This window comes from Asaia sp. Ae19-3 (assembly GCF_059801175.1).
Map to the genome: position 1 here is coordinate 34,035 of NZ_JBCHWF010000003.1, position 24,225 is coordinate 58,259.

Below are 24,225 nucleotides of genomic sequence, written 5' to 3' on the forward strand. Positions count from 1 at the left end.
CTTTCCTGGGTTGAGGGCGAATCTCAGGGGGCGATGAACGCGCGCAGCTGGATTATTTTATGTCTGGTAGGGCAGTGTGCGCCTTGGCCGGGACGCAAATTCAAAAAGAGAGGTATCCCGAGTTCCTGAGCGAAGCAAGATATTAAGCGTGCAACGCCTAATCATCTGCTTATAGGAATTCGGGTTTTTAGAGCGATGGTTGATCCAATGAGACAGGACATGAACAGCGTGAATGGGCATGAAATTCCATCGTCGCTTTCGGCTGCTGCCCCCCCGCCCGAAGAGGTGGGGTGGTGGAAAATTCCCGGCTCACCGCCTGACGCCGCAAGGTTTTCGCAGTCATGCGAAGAGCTGTTCCTTTCCAGGAACGGTGTTCTCGGGCTTCAGCGTATTCTTGAAACACTTGCCGTTCATCAGGATGAGGCGCTTTTGTCGCTTTCGGGGGCGATCCTCGTTCTGCGGCATTCTGTTCGTTACGATATCGTCGATCTTCTGCTGAAGAATGTGCTGCGTCTCCTGCCGGATAATGTCGTTGCCCATTGCTTTACGGCGCATCTTTGTATCGTAAGGGGCGGTCTGGCTGAAGGTTGCGCGCATTTCGCCACGCTTATGAGCCGATATCCCGGACAGAGAATCGAGATTGGCGAATTTGTCTCGATGTCGCTGTTGGAGGTGGGTTATCCTGCCGAAGCGCTGAATGTCACAATGTCGCTCCTCCGGGCAGGAGACGTCAGTGTCTCGCTATTGAACAATGCCGGGTGCGCGCTGGAGCGGCTCAACCGGTCGACCGAGGCGCTGGCGCTTTATGAGCAGGCGCTCAAGATCAATCCTCATTCGCAGGAGGTCGCTTTCGGCTATGCCTGTTCGCTGATTAAGGCAGGGCAGTTCGCACGCGGCTGGCCTGTGTATTTCAATCGTGCACTACAGGTGAGCGCCTGGCAGGAAAGCCTGCGTGGGCGGCAACGGCTGAGGCCGGAAAGCGATCTGGCTGGGAAGCGAGTCCTGTTGTTTCAGGAGCAGGGGCTTGGCGACACGTTGCAGTTCATACGTCACGCATCGGTTCTGGTCGAGCGTGGGGCTGAGGTCAGTGTGCATGTGCCCGGCAGCATTTCCCGGCTGATAAGCCTGTCCTGCGACAACCTGACCGTTCTCGAGCCAAAGGTAATGCCCGATCTCGAAAGATTCGATTATGTCGCGCCGATCCCGGATCTCCCTTATCTGACCGGCATGTGTGCAGTTCAGGATATCCCTGTCAATGTTCCCTATCTTCGCGCCAGCGGGGAGGACATTGCCCGTTTTGAGGCGTTTCTGCCGCCGGGCAGGCCGCGCATCGGTCTGGTCTGGGCTGGCGAGCGCCGGGGGCGCTCCGAATTTGCTCTGGCAGATATGCGGCGTTCGATCAGTTTCGATGATATGGTGGCCGCCCTGCTTCCAATCGAGGCCGATATTGTGAACCTTCAATTCGGTGCGGCGCGCGACGCTCTGAAAGACTGGAGGGGCCAGTCCATATCGGACCCAATGGGTGACGTGTCCGATATGGCCGATACGGCAGCCATCATGCAGAATCTCGACCTCGTAATATCGGTCGATACGTCGCCGGTCCATCTCGCAGGCGCGCTTGGGCGCCCTGTATGGCTCATCAGTCGCTGGGACGCATGCTGGCGCTGGGGAGATGAGGGGCAGGGAAGCCCCTGGTATCCGACGATGCGTATCTTCCGCTCTCAGGAGCGAAGCTTTGGGCCCGTTCTGCAGGAGGTTGGAAAGGCGCTGCGCCTTTGGGTGGCTACGTGGCGGCCCCGTAAAACCTAGCCCGTCGGGCGGGCGAGGGGCGTGGGCGCGCTTCGATAGGAAGCGAGGCTGCGCCCACGCATGCCTGTCATGCCTGAATGATGCGGCGCGGGCTGCGTGAAGTGAGAGAGACCCATGAAGGGATGAAAATTCCTGACAGCAGGTGCCGCCGGGCTATAGGCAGCAATAAGGGTGTTGTCATCCGGTTTTTCGACCGGGGTTGAGATCGTTTTGGGGGGACTCCTGACGGGAGAAGGCGTTTTCACCTTTTCATCGTCGGGGATGGCCCAGGTTTCGAGCACTTTCCACTGATAGGGAGTTCCGATACCCGGTGTCTGTGAGTGATAGGCTGCTGCCGCACGGGGCCAGCTCCCCATCTTGTCGTGCATCTGGATGAGGAAGCGCCCGGCATAGAGGGCGTTGCTGACAGGGTCAAACGCCTGATCGAGCGATCCGAAAGCATCGGGATGCTGCTGCAGATTGACCTGCATGCAGCCGACATCGATCGAGGTAATTCCCTGATTTCTGAATTCCGTTGCGGCAATGATGGCTTCGGCCTTGCTTGCGTAATAATGCCCGGTACCATTGGCCATGATCGTCCACGGCCAGGCGGAAAGACGACCGTCAGGCTCTGTCTTGCCGCTTTCGACCCGGCTGATGGCGTAGAGAAAGCCATCCGGAATATGATAGGCGCGTTCGGCCTGACTGGCAGCGTCGCGGCAACGCTCGCTTTCCACACCTTGAGCGTGGGCGTGGGAAAGAGATGGCTGTGCAACCAAAATCAGGCTCAGAAAGCGGTATTTAAAAAAAGATCGCATAATTCCGGCGATAATCAGAAATGGGATTCCGTGTTGCTACGGCTGAACTCGGAGAGCGCAAAATCGGTTTCCAGACGGCGTCTCGTGCCGACCCGGTGAAGATGCAATGCACCGTTACAGGATCATGACGCGACCTGACAATCTGTATCGCATGTCGTGTGTAAAAAACGTATGAAATTATGGAACCCGCAGCAGGGCTCCCGTCTCGAAACTGTTGAAAGTTGCAAACACGTATCGTAGGTTCCGCCAACACGCGGCAAGGAAGCGCATTGCACCGAGGCGCTGCACATTATCCAATTGTATAGAATTAATTGTCATAAGCAGCATTATCGTCCGGGTGCCCGTCCAGACGGTGCCAATTTCAAGAGATAATATGGATGGGGGTCATTTTGGCTAAGCGCTGGCTCGGATTTGCGCTGTTTCTTGCAGTGGCAGTGCCCGTATTGGGTTACGCACCGGCCTCATGCGCAACATCGGTGCGTGTAAAAGATATTGTCGATTACGAAGGCGTCCGGGACAACCAACTGGTCGGTTATGGCCTTGTGGTTGGCCTCAGAGGAACAGGCGACCGTCTGACAAATACCATTTTCACCCGTGAAACACTGATCAGCATGCTCAACCGTCTGGGCGTGAATATCCGTGATCGTGAGGTGCAGCTTCAGACGCATGACGTGGCCGCGGTCATGGTCACAGCAACGCTCCCTCCTTTTTCGCATGGAGGCGGGCGTATCGACGTGACCGTATCGGCCGTGGGTGATTCCCGCGATCTTGCAGGCGGCACGTTGCTGGTGACGCCCCTTCAGGCCGCCGATGGTGAGGTCTATGCCGTTGCACAGGGATCGCTGGTGACCAACGCCTTTGCGGTTGGTGGGGCTGCAGCTTCCGCGACCCGCAATATTCCGACGACCGGACATATCGCCAATGGCGCCGTGGTGGAACGCGAAGTGCCGGTTGTGCTGGGCAATGGTGGCATCATCCACCTGTCATTGCGTAATCCGAACTTCACCACAGCGAACCGGATCGTCAACGCCATCAACCGCTCGATCGGACGCGGCATGGCACGCATGGATGATCCGCGTACGATCGCCGTCAATATGGCAGGGCGTGATGCGCCCTCTCTGCTCTATCGCATAGGCGATCTGATGGTCGAACCGGACACCATGGCGAAAGTCATTGTGGACGAAGCAAGCGGAACGATCGTGATGGGAGACAATGTGCGGATCAGTACGGTAGCGATTGCCCAGGGCAATCTGACGATTCAGGTCACTGAGACGCCGCTCATCGCACAGCCTGCTCCTTTCTCGAACGGGACGACAGCCATCGTGCCGCGAACCCAGATCGACGCGAGCACAGACAGTTCTCACCGCCTGGGTATTCTGCGCGAGGGACCAACCCTCGCAAGTCTCGTTTCCGGGCTTAATGCGCTGGGTATGGGGCCACGTGATATGATCAGCATTCTGCAGGCAATCAAGGCCGATGGCGCGTTGCAGGCGGATCTGGAGGTTCGATAGAATTATGAGCGTTTCAGTTTCGGCACTCGGCGCTGCCTCATCCAGTCGCGATATTGCCCAGAATGCCGCGCGACAGGCCGCCGATCAGGCGCGCCTGGACAAGGCACGTGAAACCGCCGTCTCCTTCGAAGGTGTCACCCTGGGGGAATTGCTCCAGCCGATGTTCGACACGGCCGATACGTCTGACAGCGTATTTGGCGGTGGCGCTGCAGAAAAGCAGTATCGCTCGCTGCAGGTGCTTGAGATGGGCAAGGAGATCGCCAAAGGGGGCGGTGTCGGCATTGCTGACAGCGTCTATCGTCAGATACTTGCGATGCAGGAGAAGGCATCCTCATGAGTGCCGATCCAGAGAAGGAAGCCATTCGGTCGTTGCGTGCCGTCGCGAAACTGAAGGGGACGCTTGAAGCTGAGAATGCTGCATTGAAGGCGGGCAGGCCTGAGGCAGTTGCGGCGCTTCTGGCAGAGAAAGCCCGGAATATCGACGCCTTGGACGCGGCCCTGCTGCGCTTTGCAGAGGCAGGGGGAGACAGGAAACAGCTTGACGCGTCCATTGCCGAGTTCGGTCAACTGATCAACGAGAACCAGACTTTGCTTGAGTCTTCCGTAGAGGCCCAGACGCAGTTCATTCAGTTGATCTTCAGTAATGCCGATGACGAAGAGGCAAAGGGTTACGGCGCCACCGGGCGTTATGCGACGACTTCTTCGCAGGGAGGGGGGCTCACCCTCCAGAGCGATATATGAGTCGGCTGACGCGCTCCCTGGTTGCAGGGGTGTCCCTGATGATCCTTACCGCCTGCCAGTCGCCGGCAAAGCCCTATCTCGATATGGGGCGGCGTATTGCCGAGGCCGGGTTCATTGCGCATCCTGCGGACACGACGGCGCGTTACGCGATGATGAATACGTTGCCGCCGGGCGTGATGACGTATCGTGAGTCACCTTCGGGGCTGGTCTATCTTTATGCAGACCCTATTGGGTGCGGCTGCGTATATATGGGAACCGACGTCGCCTATGCCTATTTGATAAACTCGACGAAAGTAGTGAAGGGACGCCACAAACCGATCAGGAATGTTCCGCCTATCCCGGAAATGTCGGCGGAAAACAGACGCGACACAGCCTTATGGGATTGGAGCGCCTGGTCGCACAGGGCCGATCCTGGTGCGACTCAGCCCCGTTATGTCAGCGGAGCCTATTGGTAAGGATCTCCTAGCGGGTCGGTCCTCCAAGGAAGGTATTCTCGAACCGTTGTTTCGGCTTGTTTAGAGGCCTGATCTCTTGAGCTGAAGGCTTGCGCTTAGTTTCATCGGTCGGATTTGACTTGGATGGCGCAGAAGGCTCCGCAGCTGCAGAAATCCCGGGTGAGGGCTCCTCTATCTCGGCGGAAAATGAAGCGGACTCTGCATCGTCGGTCGGTTCGTCGATAAGCGGCGATTCGATCTTGCGAAGAATGTCGAGCTTCAGATCTGCCGCATCGTCGAGAAGTTTTCCGAGCGCCTGCTCGCGTGTCGAGGCTTTTCCCGTCAGTTCGGTCAGTTTCTCAGCCTTTGAGTCGGCGCGATCAACCAGCGTGTCGAGCTCGGAGCTGACGATTTTTGCCTGTTCGATGGTGCGCGTCAGAGGGCGTCCGCTCACTTGTCCCGCAACACGTAGTTTTTCTACCCCGTCATGAGCATTTTTGATGCTCGTCTCAAGTTTTTCGATAAGCTTGAGCAGGCTGGCCCGGTCATTCTTCAGCGATGAGAGACTTTTGCTGATATGGAAATTGAAAGCGATGCCCAGCAAGAGAAGGGCAGAGAGAGCGATCTCTATGAATATTTGTGCCTGCGCCAGCATGGTGGGTCATCCTTCTTACGATCGGCCCTGAAACGGGCGGCATGATGCACTTTTCTGCCCTTCAATCATAGGGAGTTGGCTCGCTTGGGCTGTGGGTATGCGGGCTGTCATCCGGAACCAGTCTTTGATCGATCTTCACTGCGGCTCTTCCGCTTATCTGGCCGAGATGCCCCTCGAACAGGGAGGTCTGGTTGCATTGCAGGGTTACAGGAAACGAGCCCTTGGCCTTTTGCGGGAAAAGGATCTGCATGCCGGGCTTCATGTCGAGAAGCTGAGCAAGGGAAATCGACTGCTCTTCCAGAACAGCGAGGACTTCCGCATCTGTTTCCATGATCTCGGAAATCAGATGATCTTCCCATACGGAGTCACGACCGAAACGCTCGCCCATGAATTGTTGGGAGAGGAGATCGCGTACCGGTTCAAGCGTTGCATAGGGAATGACGAGATCCATGTTCCCGGTTCTGTCTTCCATATCGATATGCATCTTCGATGTGACCACCGCATTTGATGCGCGAGCGATGGCAGCGAAGCGGGAACTGACCTCCAGTCGCTCGAAGATCAGCTCGACCTCGCATACAGGGCTGAAAGCAACGGAAAGCTCTTTCAGGGCGAGAGAAACCAGCTTTTCAATCAGCGCACGCTCTATGGCGGTATGCGGGCGCCCCTCGATCCCCGAATGGCCCCTGCCACGCTGCCCGCCCATGAGGATATCGATGATCGAGTAAGCCAAGGCCGAATCGATGACGACAAGGCCGAAATTCTCCCATTGCACCGCCTTGAATACGGCAAATAGGGAAGAAGACGGAACACTGTTCACGTAGTCGCCGAAGCACATGGAGCGCGTGTACTCCATGGTTATTTCGACGTTGTCATTCGTGAAATTGCGCAGGCCCGTTGTCAGAAGGCGTACAAGCCGATCCAGAACGATTTCGAGCATGGGCATGCGCTCATAGGCGACAAATCCCGCCCTGATGATGCGCTCCATACCCGATTCATGACGTTCCGGCAGATCACTGAAGGCGCCACCCAGAAGATTGTCGATCTCGGACTGATCGAGCATTTCGTGAAGGGTATCGCCCGTTGCAAACGCCTCGTCATTCTGGGCATCGTCATGTTCGGAACTAAGAAATTCCCGATCAAAATCCCCGTTCTCTCTGGAAAAAGGCGCGTTTTCTTTATTCATTATGTGACTCTGCCCAAATAGAAGTCCAAAATACCCCGGCCTAGATACGCCTACTGGATCAAAAACTCGGTGATATAGAAATTGGTGACCTTGAGGGGGGCGACCTGAACTCTCAGGCGACGCAGCAGAGTTTCACGTAGACGGTATATGCCATTTCCCCGAATTTCCTGAGGGCGGGTTTCGTGCAGATAGGTTTGGAAGATATCCTGGATTTCCGGGATGAAGCGCTTTAACGACGCTTCACTCTCTTTGCCTTCGATTTCCAGTTTCGTCGCCATTTTTACATAAACAGGGCGGCTGTCACCGTTGTCGAGGCTCGAAATAACCGCAGGTATTGTCAGAAAAGTCGTATGCTGCGGGGCAGTGGAAGCCGTCGTTGAGCTCGCAGATTTGTTCTGTCCAAAGATCCACCCTTTCTGGATACCCAGATAGGTGCTGCCCCCCAGAAGGCCGATGGCTAGAATTCCTGCAATAATTGCAAACCGTCTTTTTTTCGGGTGGGCAACCTTACCCAGTCGGTCGTCGTCGACAGGATTGATGTCGAGGGCGTCATCGAATTGGGATTCACTCATGGGATAGAAGCTCGAAAAAAGTTTGCCGAAGGAAGAATAAACTCTGGCAGCAGGAAAATCTGGGAGTTTTTCCAGTGAGATGGAGACATTTTTGCATTGGGAATATCAGGTTGATATCTGCCACAAGGCAAACTAGACCGCCCGGATTAACATCTTGTCAATGCAGCCGACTCTCCTAGAGAGCCGGCTTGCGTAAGTTGTTTTGCTGGTCGGATTATTGCTTCATGGCGATTGTGGTCTGCAACAGCGTGTCAGCTGTGGTAACGACCTTCGTATTGGCGGAATAGGCTTCCTGCGCAACGATAAGCGCTGACAGATCGCTCGTCAGGTTTGTCGTTGAAGATTCCGTATAGCCGACCGACAAAGTGCCCGTACCGTTTTCGCCAACGACACCGATTGTTGGATTCCCGGAGGCCGTGGTTGCCGTGTAGGCTTGGCCGTCAACGGCATTCAGGCCATTGACGTTGGCGAAATTGGCGAGGGCGATCTTGCCGACGAGCTGCGATGCGCCATTGCCGAATTGTGCCATGACCGATCCATCGCTCTGGATCTGAACACCTTCGTAGCTACCCGAATTGACGCTATCGGAGGTGAGGGCGGTCGTATCCAATCCAAGCGTGCTGGAAGTGGAAAGCAGGGGATTACTGCCATTTGTCAGAGAAGGGAGCGTGATGGTGTAGTCCGAGCCCGTGATCGACAAAGAGGTGGGGACGGGAGTCGATGTCGCTACGCCTTGGGCGTTGAAAGTGACAGAGCTGACGCCGCTCAGGACTTCACCGGTTGAGGCATTTACAGCCGAGACATTCCAAGTAGGCGGAGAGGCAGAAGTTTGCGACCACAGCACCGAAACAGGGATGGTGGATGAGGCTGATCCAGCTGTCGTAGGTATAGCCACCGGCGACGTCATGTAGCTCTGGTTCGAGCCTGTCGTCGTGCCGATCTGGGCGCTGTTCTCGGTTGCGGTCTGATTGGTCGTGTTGAGGGTCAGGCTCGTTATGGCGCTTTTGCTCGCTGTGCCAGTCGAGGCCGCCATAATGGTGCCACTGGTCCCGCCGATGGTCCCAAGAGAGAGATTCATCGTCTGGGTAGTGTTGGTCCCATAGGATGCTGTGATTGGCAGGGTAACGGCAGCGCCGCTCGTGGTCGAGCCGACAGTGGCTCCGCTCGAGTTCGTAACGCTGGCCAGCGTGCCGTTGCTGTTGAACGTGACATTATAGGTGTTGCTGGCTTGGTCGATATCGCCTGTGCCATCGGCATCATAGGCGCTCGCGGTCCAGACCAAGGGATTGGTCGTGCTCTGTTGCCAGGTTAGGGCAACATGATGCTCTGTCGCGTTGGTATCATACACCGTCACGGGCGCCGTCGTGTATGTTTGCGCATCTGACGCGGTATATTTCGAGGCGTCTGCTGGCATGGTGCCAACCGTGGCCGTCAGGCTGATCGTGTTTGTCTGGGGGGGGCGATAGCTGATATTATCGACGTTGATAGGACTGAGTGTCGTACCCAGCTGCCCTGTTGTGGGGTCGACCATGTAGCCGTTGAGGTAGTACCCGCTTGTATTGACCAGATAACCCTGGTTATTTTGGGAAAATTCCCCATTTCGTGTAAAATAGCTGCGGTTCTGGAACTGTGTTGTGCTGGTATTGCTGATGCCAGTCGGCTTCGATACAACAAACAGGCCATTGCCGGATATGGCTGAAGCAAGACTGTTGCTTGTGCTCGTCGGGGTGCCCTGATTGTCGACGTGCTGCACCGTCACTGCCGAGACGGAATCTGAAATATCTGCCGACGCTGTGCTGCCAATCAGGGAACCGGCGACAAAATTCTGGAATGAGGTTGTATCAGCCTTGTAACCGACGGTCTGGCTGTTCGCGATGTTGTTGCTCAAATTGGTGAAGGCTGTCGATTGCGCGTTAATGCCACTGACAGCGGTCGTAAGGGCGTTGAAAACTGACATCTGGTATCCTCGACTGGTGCGCCGCAGGGTGCTCCGCCTACCCGAAGGGGATAAAAATCGCGAAACATCCGAAGATGAAATGAAGGGTTATCACTTATAAAATGCCCGCCCGCACGTGGGTCAGGATGGTAGTCAGTCTCTTCACCAAAGAGCTGATTAACGTTCCCTATGCGACATGAAGCCTGGCGAGACCTATGGGTAGCACGCATGGAGGGAAAAGCAAGCGTTGTTACGTTGTGGCGCGCGCGCCTCTGGTCAACCGGGTCCGTAGAGAGGCGCTAATATAACGTTAAATTACTACAATCTTTTTTTTCTAACTTTTAAAAAATAGACTTATGAAAACTTTCTGTTAATTAGTATTGGCTTCACATGAGATTGCGATTGACTTGAGGGGATTGACGCTCTGAGCCTTCGTTAAGGCGAGTGGGCGTTCGATTGTCGGTATCGTCATCGCGTGGTGAATGGCGAGGATGGAACGTTTGGTCTTCATCCAGCCGGGGGTATTTCGCTTGCTGGCACCGCCTGAAGGCGCGATTTTCCTTGGTTTTTTTGTTTTCCTTACAAAATGAAAATGTTCAAGAGTGGGATCTTTTTTCGGCTTGTCCCGCTTATGCAAAACTTAAAGTGCCAGGCAGATCGCGGATCTGAACACTGGAATTTGGAGAATAAAGCAGATGCTGAAGTCGTGGCCTGGTGGCTGGGCGGATTCCAAGGCAAAACTTGGAGCGCTGGAGCGTGCGCTCGCCTTTATCGAATTCGATCTCAAGGGCCAGATTCTTGACGCCAACGAGAATTTTTGTGCGGCTATGGGTTATAGGCTGGACGAGATCGTTGGGCGGCACCATTCGCTTTTTGTCGATGAAAAATTCAGGATCACACGCGAATACGCCGATTTCTGGGTCAAGCTCTCGTCTGGAGAGGCTTACTCCCAGGAATGCATTAGGCTTACCAAAAATGGTAACGAAGTGTTGCTACAGGCGAGTTATAACCCGGTGCGCGACATAACTGGAAGAGTGTATAAAATCGTCAAGGTTGCGGCTGTGGTGACAGAGGCCGCTATGTTGCGTGCCGACACAAAGGGCAAGCTCGACGCCATTTCGCGCACAGGCGGTAATAGAATTTCTGCCGGATGGCACAATTTTGACGGCGAACGAAAATTTTCTTGAGGCGATGTCTTATACGCTCGAAGAAATCGTCGGAAAGAATCATAGAATCTTCATAGATCCGCCCATTGCGCTAAGCGCTGACTACGCGGCGTTCTGGGACAAACTCCGTGAAGGGGGCTACGTTCCCCTCGAATGCAAACGGCTGGATAAGAACGGTAATCATGTCTGGCTGCAGGCCTCTTATAATCCGATTTTCGACATGTATGGTCACGTCGTCAAAGTGGTTAAATATGCCACCGTTATTACAGGGCGTGTTCAGGCAATCGACAGTATAGGGAGAGGGTTGGCGAAGCTGGCCGACAATATCCTGAGCTTCAGGATGAATGGCGGTATCGACCCGACCTATGAGAAGCTGCGTGAGGATTTCAATCGGGCTATCGCCAGGCTGGATGTGACGCTCGGCGGGGTCTGGGCGGCAGTCGGGACCGTGGCGAATGGCGCCAACGAGATTGTTGTCGCTTCCAATGACCTGGCTCAGCGCACGGAATTGCAGGCGGGCAACCTCGAGCGTACAGCGGCGACTCTAGATGACATTACGGCGCGTGTCGCTCGCAGCGCAGGAAGTGCCAAAAATGCCGCTCACTCTGCATCAATGGCCCGGGTCGATGCGCTCAAGGCCCATGATGTCGTTAATGAAGCCGTAGCGGCAATGGAGAAGATGAAAGAGGGTTCCAAGGCGATCTCGCAGATTACGGGCATGATCGAGCAGATCGCTTTTCAAACCAATCTTCTCGCTCTCAATGCGGCTGTCGAGGCAGCCCGTGCCGGTGAGGCTGGTCGCGGGTTTTCCGTCGTTGCAACTGAAGTGCGTGCGTTGGCTGAGCGCTCCGCAAAGGCCTCGAAGGAGATCCGTGTACTGATTGCTGAAGGGACGGCGCATTCAGATCGGGGCGCTCAGTTGATTGTCGATGCCGGAAGCGCATTATCCGGCATCGTCGGGCAGATTTCCGATATCGATACGGTTCTCTCCGAGATTGCTCATGGCTCGGTCGAGCAGGCCGAGGGTCTGGGCCGGGTCAATGAGGCAGTCGGCCAGTTGGACCGTGTGACACAGCAGAATGCGGCGATGGTGGAAGAGGCAACGGCGGCTGCGAACAGCCTTGAAGGCGAAGCCGGGCGTCTCAGGGGGCTCGTAGGGGAATTCACTCTCTCCAATGAACTGATGTCCGCCGAGCTGTCATTGCATTAAAGGCGTGACGCCCTGCCGCATGGTGGCCTGAAAAAGGAGGGTACGACTCTCCCGAAGGGGGCCGCCAGCGAAACCTTTCCGAAACCATTTCACATTAGAGCCGATCGGTAAGCCTGCTTCATCCTGTTCGGTAAGGCAGGCCTACCAGTCGATCTGGCCGTGCGCGGTCGTATTTTCATGCGGAACGGATAAAGATGAACCTGCTGGCTTCTCTCTCCATAGCGTCTGGCAGCCTGAACGTTATCGAGGCGCAATACGCCGTCACGGCCAATAATGTCGCCAACGCCAGCACGACCGGTTATGTGAAAGAGACGGTTGCGACCCTCTCCTCCGTTGCGGGTGGGATCGGAGCCGGAGTGCGGCTGGGCGGCACTCAGCTCTCAATCAACCAGGCTCTTCAATCGTCGCTCTATCGACAGAATGCAGCGTCGTCTTCCTATACGACGATGAGCAACTCACTGGCGGCGCTCTCTGCGGTGCAGGGATCGACGTCGGCTGATTCGGGCAGCACCGCGACGCTCACTGATCAACTCGGCAATTTGCAGAGCGCCCTGATCTCGCTCACGTCTACGCCGTCGCAAAGTGCGTCGCAGACTGCGGTGGTGAACAAGGCATCCGCTTTGACGGACACGATTCACACTCTCGCATCGACCTATGCCACACAGCGGCAGGGCGCTGCGGATAGCGTTGTTTCAACCGTCTCGTCTGTCAATTCGGATCTGACGCAGATCGGCGCACTTTCCCAGCAGATCATGAAATTCAAGGGGTTGGGGCAGAATACGGCTGACCTTGAGAATCAGCGTCTGGGCGTGATGGCAGATCTGTCCAGCAGTCTGGATGTCTCTTTCACCACCAGCAGCAATGGCGACATGGTTGTGCGCACAGCGAATGGCACCCAGTTGCCGACGCGGCCCGATCAGATGGGGCTTGATAACAGCACACAGACCCTGCCAAGTGAAACTTGGCCTCTGACGACATCCAGTGTCACGCTCTCCAGCAGCTCCTACTATAGCCCTCAGGACAGCAATACATCTATTCCGGCGATCACTCTTGCGGGGCAGGATATTACGGGAAGTCTGACGGGAGGTAATCTCGGCGCCAATATTGCACTGCGCGATACCGTTTATCCGCAGATGCAAGCGCAGCTCGACTCGTTATCGTACACAGTCATGAATCGTTTCAGCAGTGCCGGGCTCTCTCTTTTCACGACCAGTGCGGGCGGGTCGAGCAATCTGCAGTCGTCCGATTTCACGAAGCCCGTCCCTGACGGGATCGTCGGTCTGTCATCGAGCCTGAGCGTAAGCGCCACATACAAGGCCACTCCGTCGCTTCTGACAACCACGACCAATAGTGACGGCACGACCAATTCGGGCGATACGAGTGTCATCAGCAATGTGCTTTCAGTCGGGTTCGGCTCAGACCCCGACGATGTGAGCGGAGCACTTTCGGCGCCATCGTCGGGTTTGGGTGCGAATGGCATGCTCTCTACGGGGTATACCGGTGGGCAGGGATTGCTGGCACTTTCCACGGCGCTGACGTCTAATCAGGGCGCGACGATCGCTGCCGCAAGTTCGGGAGTGACCTCGAGTTCCGCTGTGCTGACCCTGCTCCAGACAAAGGTTGCCGACGTGTCCGGGGTGAATGTCAATGACGAGATGGCCAAGACCGTAGCGCTTCAGAACGCTTACACGGCCAATGCAAAGGTCATCTCGACTGTGCAGACCATGTTCAATGCGCTTCTGAGCGCGATTCAGTAATTTCTCCCGGAGCGAGCGATGAGCAACGCGATTAATCAATATGGTGGGTCCGCTCTCTCGCTCATTCTCGAAGCGGGTGTGAAGGAGTTGACCGCGCAGCAGGAAACGGCGACCTGGCAGAGCAGCACCGGGATCGTCGCGGCGACCTATGCCGATCTTGGCTCGTCCCGGGCCACAGTTCTGGACCTCACGCCCAAGATCACCCAGGTGCAGTCCTGGCAGTCGAACATCTCGAATGCGCAGACAACGCTCTCTGTGACCGCCACGTCGCTGAACCAGCTGGTCTCCCAAGCTCAGACCCTGTCGACGAACCTGCTCGGGGTTTCGGGTACAGCGACCACGAGTCAGGTTGCTGCGGCGTCGGCTGCAGCGCAAGCTGCGCTGGCGAGCATGAAGACGCTTTTGAACACGAGCGATGGCACCAATTACGTGTTTGCTGGCACCGATTCGACGACTTCGCCCGTGAAAGGGCAGACGGCGCTTTCTGATACGTCCCTGGCTCAGCAGATTGCTGCCAGCGTCAAATCGGTGTCCAGCACAGGGGCGAGCAGCGTCCTCACGCAGATTACTGGCCTGGCGGCTTCAAACGATCCCTCAGTCTCGGTTTTCTCTTCTGCACTTTCTGTTTCGGCTTCTCAGGCTGTGAGCGGACAGCGTTCCATCATGACTGGCACAAACAGCTCGACGTCTATCGGGATTGTCGCCACGCAAGCGTCGACAACTTCGGCTGCGTCTTCCACCTCGACCGGCTCGCCCATACGCGATCTCATGCGTGACCTTATGGCGGTGTCTGCCATGAATGGAATGTCGTCCGAGACGCCTGGGTTTTCGGATCTTGCCAAACAGATTTATACGTCACTTGGCACGACCATCAGCCAATTGACCGAGCAGGAAGGCGCCGTTGGCGGTACGCAAAACAGCCTGACAGCCCAGACGACGTTGCTGAATGGGGTCAATACCATGCTTGAGACACAGCTTGGTAACGCGCGCAATGCCGATATGGCGACCGTTGCGACGAACGCATCGAATATCAAAACGAGCCTCAACGCCTCTTATATACTCATTTCGAACATGAAGGGCATGACGCTGGCGGATTACCTTTGATCGTGCATCCGGAAGGAAGCGCTGAGTCCCTGCAACTAGCCGGTCGTCTGGACGAAGCACGGCACGCTTATGAAGCACGGTTAAAGGTCGATCCCAGCGATTCGAAAACCCTGTGCAATTATGGTGGTCTTCTGAATCTCCTGAACCGTTTCAACGAGGCGATGGTCTTTCTGATACGAGCGGTTCAAAACGATCCGGCTCTTGCAGATGGCTGGTCGAATCTGGGTAACAGCTTTCTGCATCTCAGCCAGTATGAGAACGCGATTGCTTGCTACCGTAACAGCATCCAGCTTCACTCAACCCATGCTCTGGCGCTGAGCAATATGGGTGTTGCCCTTGATCACCGGGGAGATCACGCGCTGGCGTTGCAGTTTCATCGTCTTGCAATCGCCGCTGCGCCCGAAAATGCCTATAGCCGCACCAATCTTGCCGTATCTCTGTTGCAGAGCGGTCAGTATCTGGAAGGTTTCAGGGAATATGAGCATCGATGGACCGCACAGGATTACCTGAGCTTTGATCTGAAGAGACCTCGCTGGACCGGGTCAGTGGCGCCCGGGCAAACCTTGCTGATCTCCACCGAGGGTGGATTTGGTGACGTAATCCAGTTTTCGCGATTTGCCGACCAAGCGGCCCAGCGCGTGGGGCGTGTAATCCTGCGGGTACGGCCGGCATTGGTATCGCTTCTCCAGGATTCCTTTCCGGATCACGTGGTTTCGAGCGAAGACGACGCGATGCCGGCCCATGATCTTGAGTGTCCTGTGCTCAGTCTTCCCATGGCTCTGGGGACGACACTCGAGACAATCCCCCTTGCCCAGGGCTATCTCGTTCTCGACCCAGTCAAGCGGGTATTCTGGAAGCAGAAGCTCGCTGACGATATGAAGCAGGGTGACGGCAAGTTTTTGCGCGTGGGGCTCGTCTGGGCTGGAGCGCCTCATCCGGAGATACAGGCGGCCTTTCTGGCTGACGGAAGACGTTCGACCGATCTGTCGACCTTCGGGCCTTTGGCAGCGATACCGGGCGTCGCTTTCTATAGCCTTCAGATCGGCGAAAAGGCATTCCAGGCGAGTGTTCCGCCTGCTGGCATGCGCCTGATCGATCATACAAGCTTCCTGCATGATTTCAGCGATACTGCGGCGCTGGTCGGAGAGCTGGATCTGGTGATTGCCGTCGATACGTCGACCTGCCACGTCGCTGCTGCGCTCGGCAAGCCGACTTGGCTTCTTTCTCGCTATGATCAGTGCTGGCGATGGCTCTCGGGGCGTATAGGGTCACCTTGGTATGATTCGGTGAGGATCTTCCAGCAGAACGTTCCGCTCGACTGGAGCGGACCGGTTCTTGCAATGAAGGAAGCCCTGGCTATGTTCTGCCAGCAGCACACAGAGCGCCAAACAGAAGCTGTTTGAAAAAATCTGGAAAAGTTCCCGATACGATGCTCGCATTGCGCAACGGAACGTTGTAGGCTGTAACCGGTCCGTGATCATACGAGGCGATGACAAAGCCTCCAGCCGATTTACGCTTCCAAAAGGAATTATCGCTACTGCTATTTTACACGATGCAGAACGCGCTCGCGATCTGCAGTGATTTCCGCGCTATTACACCATTCAAAAAGAGATGCTTTGATTTTGAGCATCAGGAGCACGTCTTAAAATGATGCGATCGCTTGATATTGCGAATACGGGCATGCAGGCCCAGACGACGAATGTCGAGACGATCTCCAATAATATCGCCAATATGACGACCACCGGGTACAAGCGCCGTCGTGCAGAATTTCAGGATCTTATCTATCAGGATCTTCGTCGCGCCGGGACAATGAGTTCGGATACCGGTGACCTTGTGCCTGCAGGGGCGCAGGTCGGTCTTGGCGTTCGCACGGCAGGCATTTACCGTATCAATGAGCAGGGTACGCTGGAGCAGACGGGCAATTCGCTCGATCTGGCAATCGAGGGACGTGGTTATTTTCGCGTAACCCTCCCTTCCGGCGAGTATGCTTACACCCGCGACGGCACTTTCTCCCTTTCGCAGGACGGCACCATCGTCTCGGCCGATGGCTACCCGCTTTCACCAAACATCTCGGTGCCGAATAATGCGGAAAACATAACGATCGATCAGTCCGGCCAGGTTCAGTATACGCTCTCCGGCCAGACCACGGCCCAGGTGGCTGGGCAGCTGCAGCTGGCAACATTCCAGAACGAAAATGGTCTCGCTGCCATGGGGCAGAATCTCTTTACCGAGACGACCTCTTCAGGCACGGCCAATCTCAGCACGCCGCAAAGCGAGGGATATGGCTCCGTGCGTCAAGGATTTGTTGAGGAATCTTCTGTAAACGTCGTGACTGAAATCACGTCGCTGATTACGGCCCAGCGTGCTTATGAGATGAACAGCAAGGTCATTACAGCTTCCAACGAGATGCTTCAGACGCTCACCAATCTACGGTAATGTCCTTATGCGCTGGCTCCTTCCGGCTCTTTCGACCGCGCTTGCACTGGTAGTCAGTTTGCTACCAGCAGGTGCAGCGACCTTGCGCCACGCCACGACGGTCTCTTCTGACAGCGTGCGTCTTTCCGATATCTTCTCGGGGCTGGAGCAGGGGCAGGATCGTATTCTTGGGCCGGGGCCTGCGCCTGGAGGGACGATCGAAGTCAGCGGACAGCAATTGATTGCCATTGCCGATCAATACGGCGTCGAATGGGAAGATCAATCAGCTTCCGCCTCCATAACGATAATGCGGGCTGGTCGTATTCTGGATGAAGCCTATTTCGATGCCTTGATCCGGAAAAATCTGCCCGAACTTGGTGAAGGGCCTATTTCCATTGCCCTTCGCGATTTTCATCCGCTGACCGTTTCGACCGATGAGCCTGAGCCGGTTGTTCTTTCCGATGTCAAATGGGATCAGCGCAGCGGCTGGTTTTCGTCGACTGTCTATCGCGCTCATCCAACCGGCGATCTGGCTTCCGATTCCTTCATGCTGACGGGCATTATTCATGCGACTCAGCGTGTTCTAGTTTACACGCGTGCGCTTCCGGCTGGCAGCGTGATCAGTGCCGCAGATGTGCGGATAGACGATTCCTATTCGGGCCATCTTCCTGCCAAGGCTGTCGTCAATGAGAGCGAAATCGATGGGTTGAGTGTCAGCCGTGGCGTTGTGGCGGGGGCTGCTGTCCTAGCGCAGGATCTTCAGCGCACGGTCGTCATGCATAAAGGCGATCCGGTGATGATAACCTATGAGGCTCCGGGGCTGAGGCTCACTATTGCAGGGCGCGCGATGGAAGATGCTGGTATCAGGCAACAGGTCAGGGCGCTGAACGAGGCCAGCGGCATGATCGTGAGCGGTCGGGTGACGGATGGATCCAATATCGCGGTAGAACTCAGCAGCCATCCGGTTCCTTCCGACCCCAATACGGCAAGACGTCTGGCTATGTCGACGCGTAGTACCATGCCATGATCTGCTCTCGATCTACTTTAAAGGCCACGATGATGAAGCGTCCTTTTCTGATCGGTTCTCTGGCCTTGCTGACGTCATTGAGTGCCTGTACCTCGCTTGCGGATCTGACGGAAATGGGTCATCCACCACGGATGACACAGACGTCTGACCCGACTCAGGCTCCCGATTACCGACCCATCACTATGCCTATGCCTCCTCTTCAGCCGCCGCCGACGGAAGTCGGCAGCTTGTGGCGTCCGGGAAGCAGAGCCTTCTTCAAGGACCAGCGCGCCTCGCAGGTCGGCGATCTCATCACGATCAATGTCAATATTTCGGATAACGCCGCAGTCAACGACAATACGACGGTTGCTGGGAGTGGCTCGCAGACATTTGGAATACCGAGCTTCTTCGGTGCCCAAGGAAAAATACTATCAAGTTCGAGCGCGCTCGATACAAGCAGTGCGAGCGCGAATACCGGAAGCGGTGTTATACGCCGCAACGAGATCGTCACGCTTGCCCTTGCAGGAACGATTACCCAGGTACTTCCTAACGGTAATTTCGTGATCGTCGCCAGGCAGGAGGTGCGCGTGAATGGTGAATTGCGTCAGTTGATGGTCAGTGGTGTCGTACGCCCGCAGGATATCACCGAGGGCAATATCGTCACACATGATCGCATTGCCGAAGCGCGAATCTCGTATGGCGGTCGTGGTCAACTCACCAAAGTCCAATCTGCACGATACGGACAACAAATCATGGATAGTGTCCTTCCTTTTTGAGGCGTGGTTTGTTTTCTTGACCAAGGCGTTATGTAACATTTGGATCGAGGTCTGGTTTCTGCTTGGGATAAGACTAAGCCGTTATTTCAAGACATGTTTCATGCCGAAAAATTCGCGTATCCCCCTATAGTTTTTTAGATACGTTAGAGAACACGCGGCTTCCTTCAAGGAATGGGGAGGGAGGCACTTCGCTCGCGGGGTATTAATTCCCGTCGAATGACTCATCCTGAATTTTCAAGGACAAGGAACAGGCCATTTTTCCGATATTTCGGTCAATGCCGGACGCAATGGCGAATTTTTTCTTAACGTTTGGTGCCTAGGCTCCGGGCTGATTTCGAAGCACTAGACCGAATGGGTATAATGATAGCGAAAATAATGCTCGTGCTTGCACTTCTCGGCCTGATTGAGACGACATTCTCTCATGTCCTGTCTATGACAGGCGAGTGGTTGTCAGATCAGGGTTTTATATCGAGTGACTTTTCATTCGGTGCAGCCATATGCGACTTCGCAGCGATGATTTCGGTCTTCTTGCTCATGTGTGGCCTGATGATCTATCTGATTTTGCGGATAAAACAGCAGATTGCCAGCCATCAGGATAAGTCTTCTTGAGGGTTTAACCCCGCACGTGGATCTTCTGTATGTTCCGAAGCAGGAGGAATAACGAATTTTTATAAGCTAAAATGTAACGACACTGTATCTGGGTTGGAGAGCGTATTTACCTTTTCCGGTCTCGTTGGCCGCGAGGACGCAGAGATGATTTTTTAATTTTTATCTCTGACTATTTGAGGACACCTTGAGATAAGGCTCTCCCCTCCATGTTCAGTGTTCTCCGCTTCAAGACCAAGATTGCGCTTGTTGCAATCACTTTGACACTGGTGACGTTCATTGGCACTGCGTTTCTGGTTCAGAACCAGATCGCGACAGATGCCCGCTATCGTGCTTTCATCAACCAGGATGATCATGGCACGATTATACTTGCGCGTATCTCCGACAAGTTGAATGCGCTTCTTTATGCCTCTCATCTTCTTACCGATCAGGCTCAGAGCCCGTTTGTGGGAGAGGTCGTCACACGCTTCCAGAAGGACATGCGCGGCACCCGCGATCTGTTCTCGGAGGCAAATCGGACAGATCCTCGTCTGGAGGCGATGTCTGGAGGCGATACTGGCGTCGCTCCTGACACGATACGACAGGTTTGAGGGTCAGCTCAACGAAATACTGACCGCCCTGAACAAGGGTGACGTGCCGCACATGCGTACGATCATGCAGGCATCTGATCAGGATGGTGTTCATTTGGCGATCGATATTGGCGCGATCACCGGTCAGAGAATCACCCATGTCGCGAACGCCGCAAAAAAGCAGGCCGATGCCGCCAATGCCTCGATACGCAACTGTGTCATCGGTTTGATCATCGTTCAGATCCTTATTCTCATTGCGACGCTGATCATGAGCCAGAGAACGATTGTGGCACCCCTGCTTTTGGTGCGCGATCGTATGCTGGGTATCGCAGAGGGGGTACTGGATGGCACCATTCCCTGCGTCGAGCGCGGCGATGAGGTGGGTGATATGGCCAAGGCCCTCAGCACGATTCAGAGCGGTTTGCAGAAAGCACGTCTTCTGGAGGCGGAGCAGGCTGCTGAGCGCGAAGTGGTTGCCAAGGAACGTGCCGCCAATGCCGAGCGTGTTGCCCGGGAGTTGGAGGAGGAATCGCGCGCCGTCGAAGCCATTCGCAAAGGGCTCGCTGCAGCGTCGGATGGCAATCTTGTCTATCGTATCGAGGCGCAGCTACCGCAGCGTCTTCAGGTCATGAAGACGGATTTCAATGATTCTTTCGAACGCCTCAATCAGACTTTTGCCGTGATTCAGCAGAGTGTCATGGCGATTGGGTCAGGAACCGGCGAAATCTCGGTCGCTTCCAACGATATGTCACGCCGCACCGAACAGCAGGCGGCGAGTATCGAGCAATCCTCGGCGGCTATTGAGCGCGTAGTGAGCATGTTGCGTGATTCGGCAGATAGTGCGCGCAAGGCGGCAACGGTGACCGATGAAACACGCACCGGTGCGGAAAAATCGGGGTCTATGGTGCATAAGGCGGTCAGCGCGATGAGCCAGATCGAGAGCAGCTTCTCCCAGATCAGTCAGGTTATTGGCCTCATTGATGAAATCGCTTTCCAGACCAATCTGCTGGCACTGAATGCAGGGATTGAGGCGGCGCGTGCTGGAGATGCCGGCAGGGGGTTCGCCGTGGTGGCAACAGAGGTGCGCACCCTGGCCCAGCGCTCTACCGAAGGGGCGCGCCGCGTCAAGGAAATGGTGTCGAGTTCGAGCGATTATGTGACGGATGGTGTGCGTCTGGTGCGTGAGGCTGGCGGTGCTCTTGGTATCATCCTTGGGCAAGTCTCCGAAATCGATAAGCTCGTCGCTGAAATTGCTCAGTCGGCCACAGGGCAGTTCTCGGCAATTCAGGAAATCAATCTCGCGGTTGGTGAAATGACCAAATCGACGCAACAGAACGCGGCAATGGTTGAAGAAAATACCGCAGCGATTGCCTCTCTCGACAAGGCGGCCTCCGTTCTCAGGGAACGTGTCGCTTTGTTCAAACTAGAGCACTGACATCTTTCCCCTGACCGCACGATAGTCGGTCAGGGGAGAACACATCGCCGCATGTCGACTGCCTGGAAGCACCTGCGATCGTACGTGACCGAAGATTTAATGAACGCTTTATCCCGAAGCGCTTGAGGCGGTTACAACAACGGCATAGTCTCTTTTAGATAGATGATCCTATTTTTTACGCTTTGTGTAATAAAAATGTCATATTATCAGAGGCTATTCACTGATGGCAGCAGTCGAGATCGCAGAAATCCGTGAGGACTGTTTGCAGGATATTCATGAGAATATTCCTGTGATCATGGAAGATATTGCAGACACGATCCCAAGCCTTTTGCCCCATGATGTAGGGGCAAGTGTCCACGAGCTCTTCTCGCGTGATGCGAACATCATGATGATTGCGATCGTCGATGAGCAGCAGCGGCCCCAGGGCCTCGTAGACAGGCAGTTCTTTTTCGGCCTGATGGCCGGGCGGTTCGGGCGTGCGCTCTATACCAGACGCCCCGTCCGGCTGCTGATCCAGCAGGCTCCGATCATTGTTCCCCATGATATGCTGATTGCTGATTTCACGCAGAACATTCTCAGCAGGGACACGAATGATCTCTATCGCGGTTTTCTGATTACCCGTGACGGTCGCTATATCGGCGCCGGGTCGACATTGTCTCTCGTGCGGGCAGCGCGGCAGCAGAGCGAGGCCGCGGCGCAGCAGGCTCACAAGACGACCGAAAATCTCAAAAAGGTCATTTCGGAAATCTCGTCGAATGTTGATGCTGTCTGCCAGGTTTCAGCAACGATCCGGGACGGAAGCATTGCCCTCTCTGGCAGAACCCAGGCGCAGGCGCGCGATATCGTCGAGGCCGCGGCAAGCGTGGAGGAGATCAACACTGCCGTCTCTGACACGGCAAAGAATGTAGAACGGGCCAGAGATCTCGTTGCGGAAGTCAATGAAGACGCCAACAGCTTCAAACTCGTCGTCACGAGCACAGTCGAAGCCATTTCGGGTATTGTTTCGAGCTATCAGGAAATGGTCGAGAGCCTTGGCGTGATTCAGGATATCAGCCTTCAGACGCGGCTTCTCTCCTTCAACGCGGCTGTTGAAGCCGCCCATGCGGGGCAGGAGGGGAAAGGCTTCGGGGTGGTGGCTGACGAGATACGGTCTCTGGCGGTGCGTTCGTCAGAGGCTGCGAAAATCATCGGCAATCTGGTCACTGAGTCCAGTGTGTCGATGAAACGAGGAGTCCAGCTGGTTGAGGACGTCGAGGGCGGTCTGGAGAAAATTGCCAGTCAGGTCAGCGCTGTAGACAGTCTGATCACCCGGATTCATTCCACGACCAGAAAGCAGGTCGACCATATTGATGATATCAACCGGACGATCTCATCAATCAACAAAGTAGCGGGCGACAATATGGCCATGACGGAGGACGTAAACGCGACCTGTTATGACCTCGATACCAAGATCCTGTCCCTCGACGAATTTGTGAAGGTGTACGACCGGGAAGGATAATCCGTTTCGTCTTTCCCGATTTTGGGGATGTTCGGCGTCCGTCACTCCTTAGCGACCGTCAGACCAGAAGTTGTCACTCCTACTCATGAATTTCCGGCATAGGTTCATATGCAACTGAGCGGCTAATCCTGATGCGCTGCCCCGGTATGATGGATGTTCGGGTTTGCTTTGCCCGTTAACACCTGATTCAATAAGGGGCATTTCAATGGTTTCTGAAGTCATTGTTGTTATAGGGGCCGGAGGGATAGGTCAGGCCATCGCCCGCCGTCAGGGGATCGGGAAAACCATTCTGCTGGCGGATTATAACGATAAAACAATGAACGAAGCGGCGGCGACGCTGCGTGCGGCCAGCTATACGGTCGAGACACGGCATGTCGACGTTGCCTCGCGTGCCTCGGTTCAGGCGCTGGCCGAGGCGGCGCTCGCTTTGGGGCCGGTCATGCAACTGGTCAATACGGCTGGCGTGTCACCCAACATGGCCCCGGTCGAGAAAGTTCTCGAGATCGATCTCTACGGTTCCGCAGTAGTATTCGAGGTGTTTCGTCATGTCATGGCGCGGGGCGGCTCTGGTCTGCTCGTGTCCAGCATGGCCGGTCACATGATGCGTCCCCTGCCGGAGGAAGATGAGCGCCAGTTGGCCCTGTTGCCAGCAGACGCGCTTCTGGCGTTGCCCTGTCTGCAAAGAGAGGCGGTGGGTGACCCGATGGTGGCCTATATGGTTTCCAAGCGCGCCAATATCCTGCGCGTACAGACCGAAGCGGTTCACTGGGGGGCACGCGGTGCGCGTGTGAACGCGATCAGCCCAGGCATCATCGTTACCCCTCTGGCCGCGCACGAGCTTGCCTCGCCTACCGGCGATATCTATCGCGCCATGGTGGCTGCCTCGCCTTCAGGGCGCATGGCCCCACCAGATGAAATCGCCATTGCGGCGAGCTTTCTTCTTGGGCCCGATGCCGGATTCATCACCGGTAGCGATCTGCTGATCGATGGCGGGGTTATCGCTGCGGTGCGTGCCGGCAAGCTGCCATCACCCGGCTGACAATCG

The 24,225-nt window shown here is 55.5% G+C and carries 23 protein-coding genes; 18 read left to right on the forward strand and 5 right to left on the reverse strand.

Annotated elements, in window-relative coordinates:
• Positions 1–219: 219 nt before the first annotated feature.
• Positions 220–1,809, forward strand: a complete 1,590-nt coding sequence (locus AAID99_RS15060) for a tetratricopeptide repeat protein (RefSeq protein ID WP_188424436.1) — start codon at positions 220–222, stop codon at positions 1,807–1,809.
• Here the strand turns inward: AAID99_RS15060 and AAID99_RS15065 are convergent.
• Entirely contained in the window at positions 1,806–2,606 is an 801-nt protein-coding gene (locus AAID99_RS15065; protein WP_188424444.1) for a transglycosylase SLT domain-containing protein, read from the reverse strand. The two genes, AAID99_RS15060 and AAID99_RS15065, sit on opposite strands and share 4 nt — an antisense overlap.
• 377 nt (positions 2,607–2,983) lie before the next feature.
• Here AAID99_RS15065 and AAID99_RS15070 point away from each other — a divergent pair, with 377 nt between their 5' ends.
• Genes AAID99_RS15070 through AAID99_RS15085 form a run of 4 tightly spaced genes read left to right on the forward strand, consistent with a single transcriptional unit; the run spans position 2,984 to position 5,313 of the window.
• Complete coding sequence (locus AAID99_RS15070) at positions 2,984–4,117, forward strand: flagellar basal body P-ring protein FlgI (RefSeq protein WP_188424446.1); 1,134 nt, start codon at positions 2,984–2,986, stop codon at positions 4,115–4,117.
• Positions 4,118–4,121: 4 nt separating this feature from the next.
• Positions 4,122–4,454, forward strand: a complete 333-nt coding sequence (locus AAID99_RS15075) for a rod-binding protein (RefSeq protein WP_188424448.1) — start codon at positions 4,122–4,124, stop codon at positions 4,452–4,454.
• The gene (locus tag AAID99_RS15080) at positions 4,451–4,858 is read left to right on the forward strand and encodes a hypothetical protein (protein ID WP_188424450.1); all 408 of its coding nucleotides are present in this window, start codon (positions 4,451–4,453) and stop codon (positions 4,856–4,858) included. The genes AAID99_RS15075 and AAID99_RS15080 overlap by 4 nt, the downstream gene beginning before the upstream one ends.
• A gap of 38 nt (positions 4,859–4,896) precedes the next feature.
• The gene (locus AAID99_RS15085; RefSeq protein ID WP_229719450.1) at positions 4,897–5,313 is read left to right on the forward strand and encodes a hypothetical protein; all 417 of its coding nucleotides are present in this window, start codon (positions 4,897–4,899) and stop codon (positions 5,311–5,313) included.
• A 7-nt stretch (positions 5,314–5,320) separates the two neighbouring features.
• Here the strand turns inward: AAID99_RS15085 and AAID99_RS15090 are convergent, their stop codons facing one another.
• From AAID99_RS15090 to AAID99_RS15105, 4 genes are all read right to left on the reverse strand, one after another.
• Positions 5,321–5,947 (reverse strand): DUF6468 domain-containing protein, encoded by a 627-nt coding sequence (locus AAID99_RS15090; protein ID WP_188424452.1) that lies wholly within the window; start codon positions 5,945–5,947, stop codon positions 5,321–5,323.
• Positions 5,948–6,008: 61 nt separating this feature from the next.
• Positions 6,009–7,130: a flagellar motor switch protein FliM gene (gene fliM, locus AAID99_RS15095; RefSeq protein ID WP_188424453.1), complete on the reverse strand. Its 1,122-nt coding sequence runs from the start codon at positions 7,128–7,130 to the stop codon at positions 6,009–6,011.
• 50 nt (positions 7,131–7,180) lie between these two features.
• Positions 7,181–7,702: a flagellar basal body-associated FliL family protein gene (locus AAID99_RS15100; RefSeq protein WP_188424454.1), complete on the reverse strand. Its 522-nt coding sequence runs from the start codon at positions 7,700–7,702 to the stop codon at positions 7,181–7,183.
• Between the two features lie 214 nt (positions 7,703–7,916).
• Positions 7,917–9,659, reverse strand: coding sequence for a flagellar hook-basal body complex protein (locus tag AAID99_RS15105; protein WP_188424455.1), 1,743 nt, complete (start codon positions 9,657–9,659; stop codon positions 7,917–7,919).
• A 674-nt stretch (positions 9,660–10,333) separates the two neighbouring features.
• Between AAID99_RS15105 and AAID99_RS15110 the strand changes: the two genes are divergently transcribed.
• The 13 genes from AAID99_RS15110 (at position 10,334) to AAID99_RS15170 (ending at position 24,219) form a co-directional block, all read left to right on the forward strand.
• Positions 10,334–10,825, forward strand: coding sequence for a PAS domain-containing protein (locus tag AAID99_RS15110; protein ID WP_498494497.1), 492 nt, complete (start codon positions 10,334–10,336; stop codon positions 10,823–10,825).
• Positions 10,800–12,014 carry a methyl-accepting chemotaxis protein gene (locus tag AAID99_RS15115; protein ID WP_498494499.1) on the forward strand — a complete coding sequence of 405 codons (1,215 nt, stop codon included), beginning with the start codon at positions 10,800–10,802 and terminating at the stop codon, positions 12,012–12,014. Before AAID99_RS15110 ends, AAID99_RS15115 begins: the two co-directional genes overlap by 26 nt.
• A 194-nt stretch (positions 12,015–12,208) precedes the next feature.
• A complete protein-coding gene (flgK, locus tag AAID99_RS15120) occupies positions 12,209–13,771 on the forward strand; it encodes a flagellar hook-associated protein FlgK (RefSeq protein WP_188424456.1) in 1,563 nt (520 codons plus the stop codon).
• Between the two features lie 18 nt (positions 13,772–13,789).
• Positions 13,790–14,875: a flagellin gene (locus tag AAID99_RS15125; protein ID WP_188424457.1), complete on the forward strand. Its 1,086-nt coding sequence runs from the start codon at positions 13,790–13,792 to the stop codon at positions 14,873–14,875.
• Positions 14,876–14,877: 2 nt separating this feature from the next.
• Positions 14,878–16,278: a tetratricopeptide repeat-containing glycosyltransferase family protein gene (locus AAID99_RS15130; protein WP_229719520.1), complete on the forward strand. Its 1,401-nt coding sequence runs from the start codon at positions 14,878–14,880 to the stop codon at positions 16,276–16,278.
• Positions 16,279–16,525: 247 nt separating this feature from the next.
• On the forward strand, positions 16,526–17,311 hold the full coding sequence (flgG, locus tag AAID99_RS15135) for a flagellar basal-body rod protein FlgG (protein WP_188425350.1): 786 nt from the start codon (positions 16,526–16,528) through the stop codon (positions 17,309–17,311).
• 7 nt (positions 17,312–17,318) lie between these two features.
• Positions 17,319–18,317 (forward strand): flagellar basal body P-ring formation chaperone FlgA, encoded by a 999-nt coding sequence (gene flgA, locus AAID99_RS15140; RefSeq protein ID WP_188424458.1) that lies wholly within the window; start codon positions 17,319–17,321, stop codon positions 18,315–18,317.
• A 32-nt stretch (positions 18,318–18,349) separates the two neighbouring features.
• Positions 18,350–19,072 carry a flagellar basal body L-ring protein FlgH gene (flgH, locus tag AAID99_RS15145; protein ID WP_371869819.1) on the forward strand — a complete coding sequence of 241 codons (723 nt, stop codon included), beginning with the start codon at positions 18,350–18,352 and terminating at the stop codon, positions 19,070–19,072.
• 375 nt (positions 19,073–19,447) lie between these two features.
• The gene (locus AAID99_RS15150) at positions 19,448–19,681 is read left to right on the forward strand and encodes a hypothetical protein (RefSeq protein WP_188424460.1); all 234 of its coding nucleotides are present in this window, start codon (positions 19,448–19,450) and stop codon (positions 19,679–19,681) included.
• Positions 19,682–19,887: 206 nt separating this feature from the next.
• A complete protein-coding gene (locus tag AAID99_RS15155) occupies positions 19,888–20,268 on the forward strand; it encodes a hypothetical protein (RefSeq protein ID WP_498494500.1) in 381 nt (126 codons plus the stop codon).
• Between the two features lie 52 nt (positions 20,269–20,320).
• Complete coding sequence (locus AAID99_RS15160; RefSeq protein ID WP_498494502.1) at positions 20,321–21,682, forward strand: methyl-accepting chemotaxis protein; 1,362 nt, start codon at positions 20,321–20,323, stop codon at positions 21,680–21,682.
• A 223-nt stretch (positions 21,683–21,905) separates the two neighbouring features.
• The gene (locus AAID99_RS15165) at positions 21,906–23,180 is read left to right on the forward strand and encodes a methyl-accepting chemotaxis protein (RefSeq protein WP_188424462.1); all 1,275 of its coding nucleotides are present in this window, start codon (positions 21,906–21,908) and stop codon (positions 23,178–23,180) included.
• 205 nt (positions 23,181–23,385) lie between these two features.
• Positions 23,386–24,219 (forward strand): SDR family oxidoreductase, encoded by an 834-nt coding sequence (locus AAID99_RS15170; RefSeq protein ID WP_188424463.1) that lies wholly within the window; start codon positions 23,386–23,388, stop codon positions 24,217–24,219.
• Positions 24,220–24,225 lie beyond the last annotated feature (6 nt).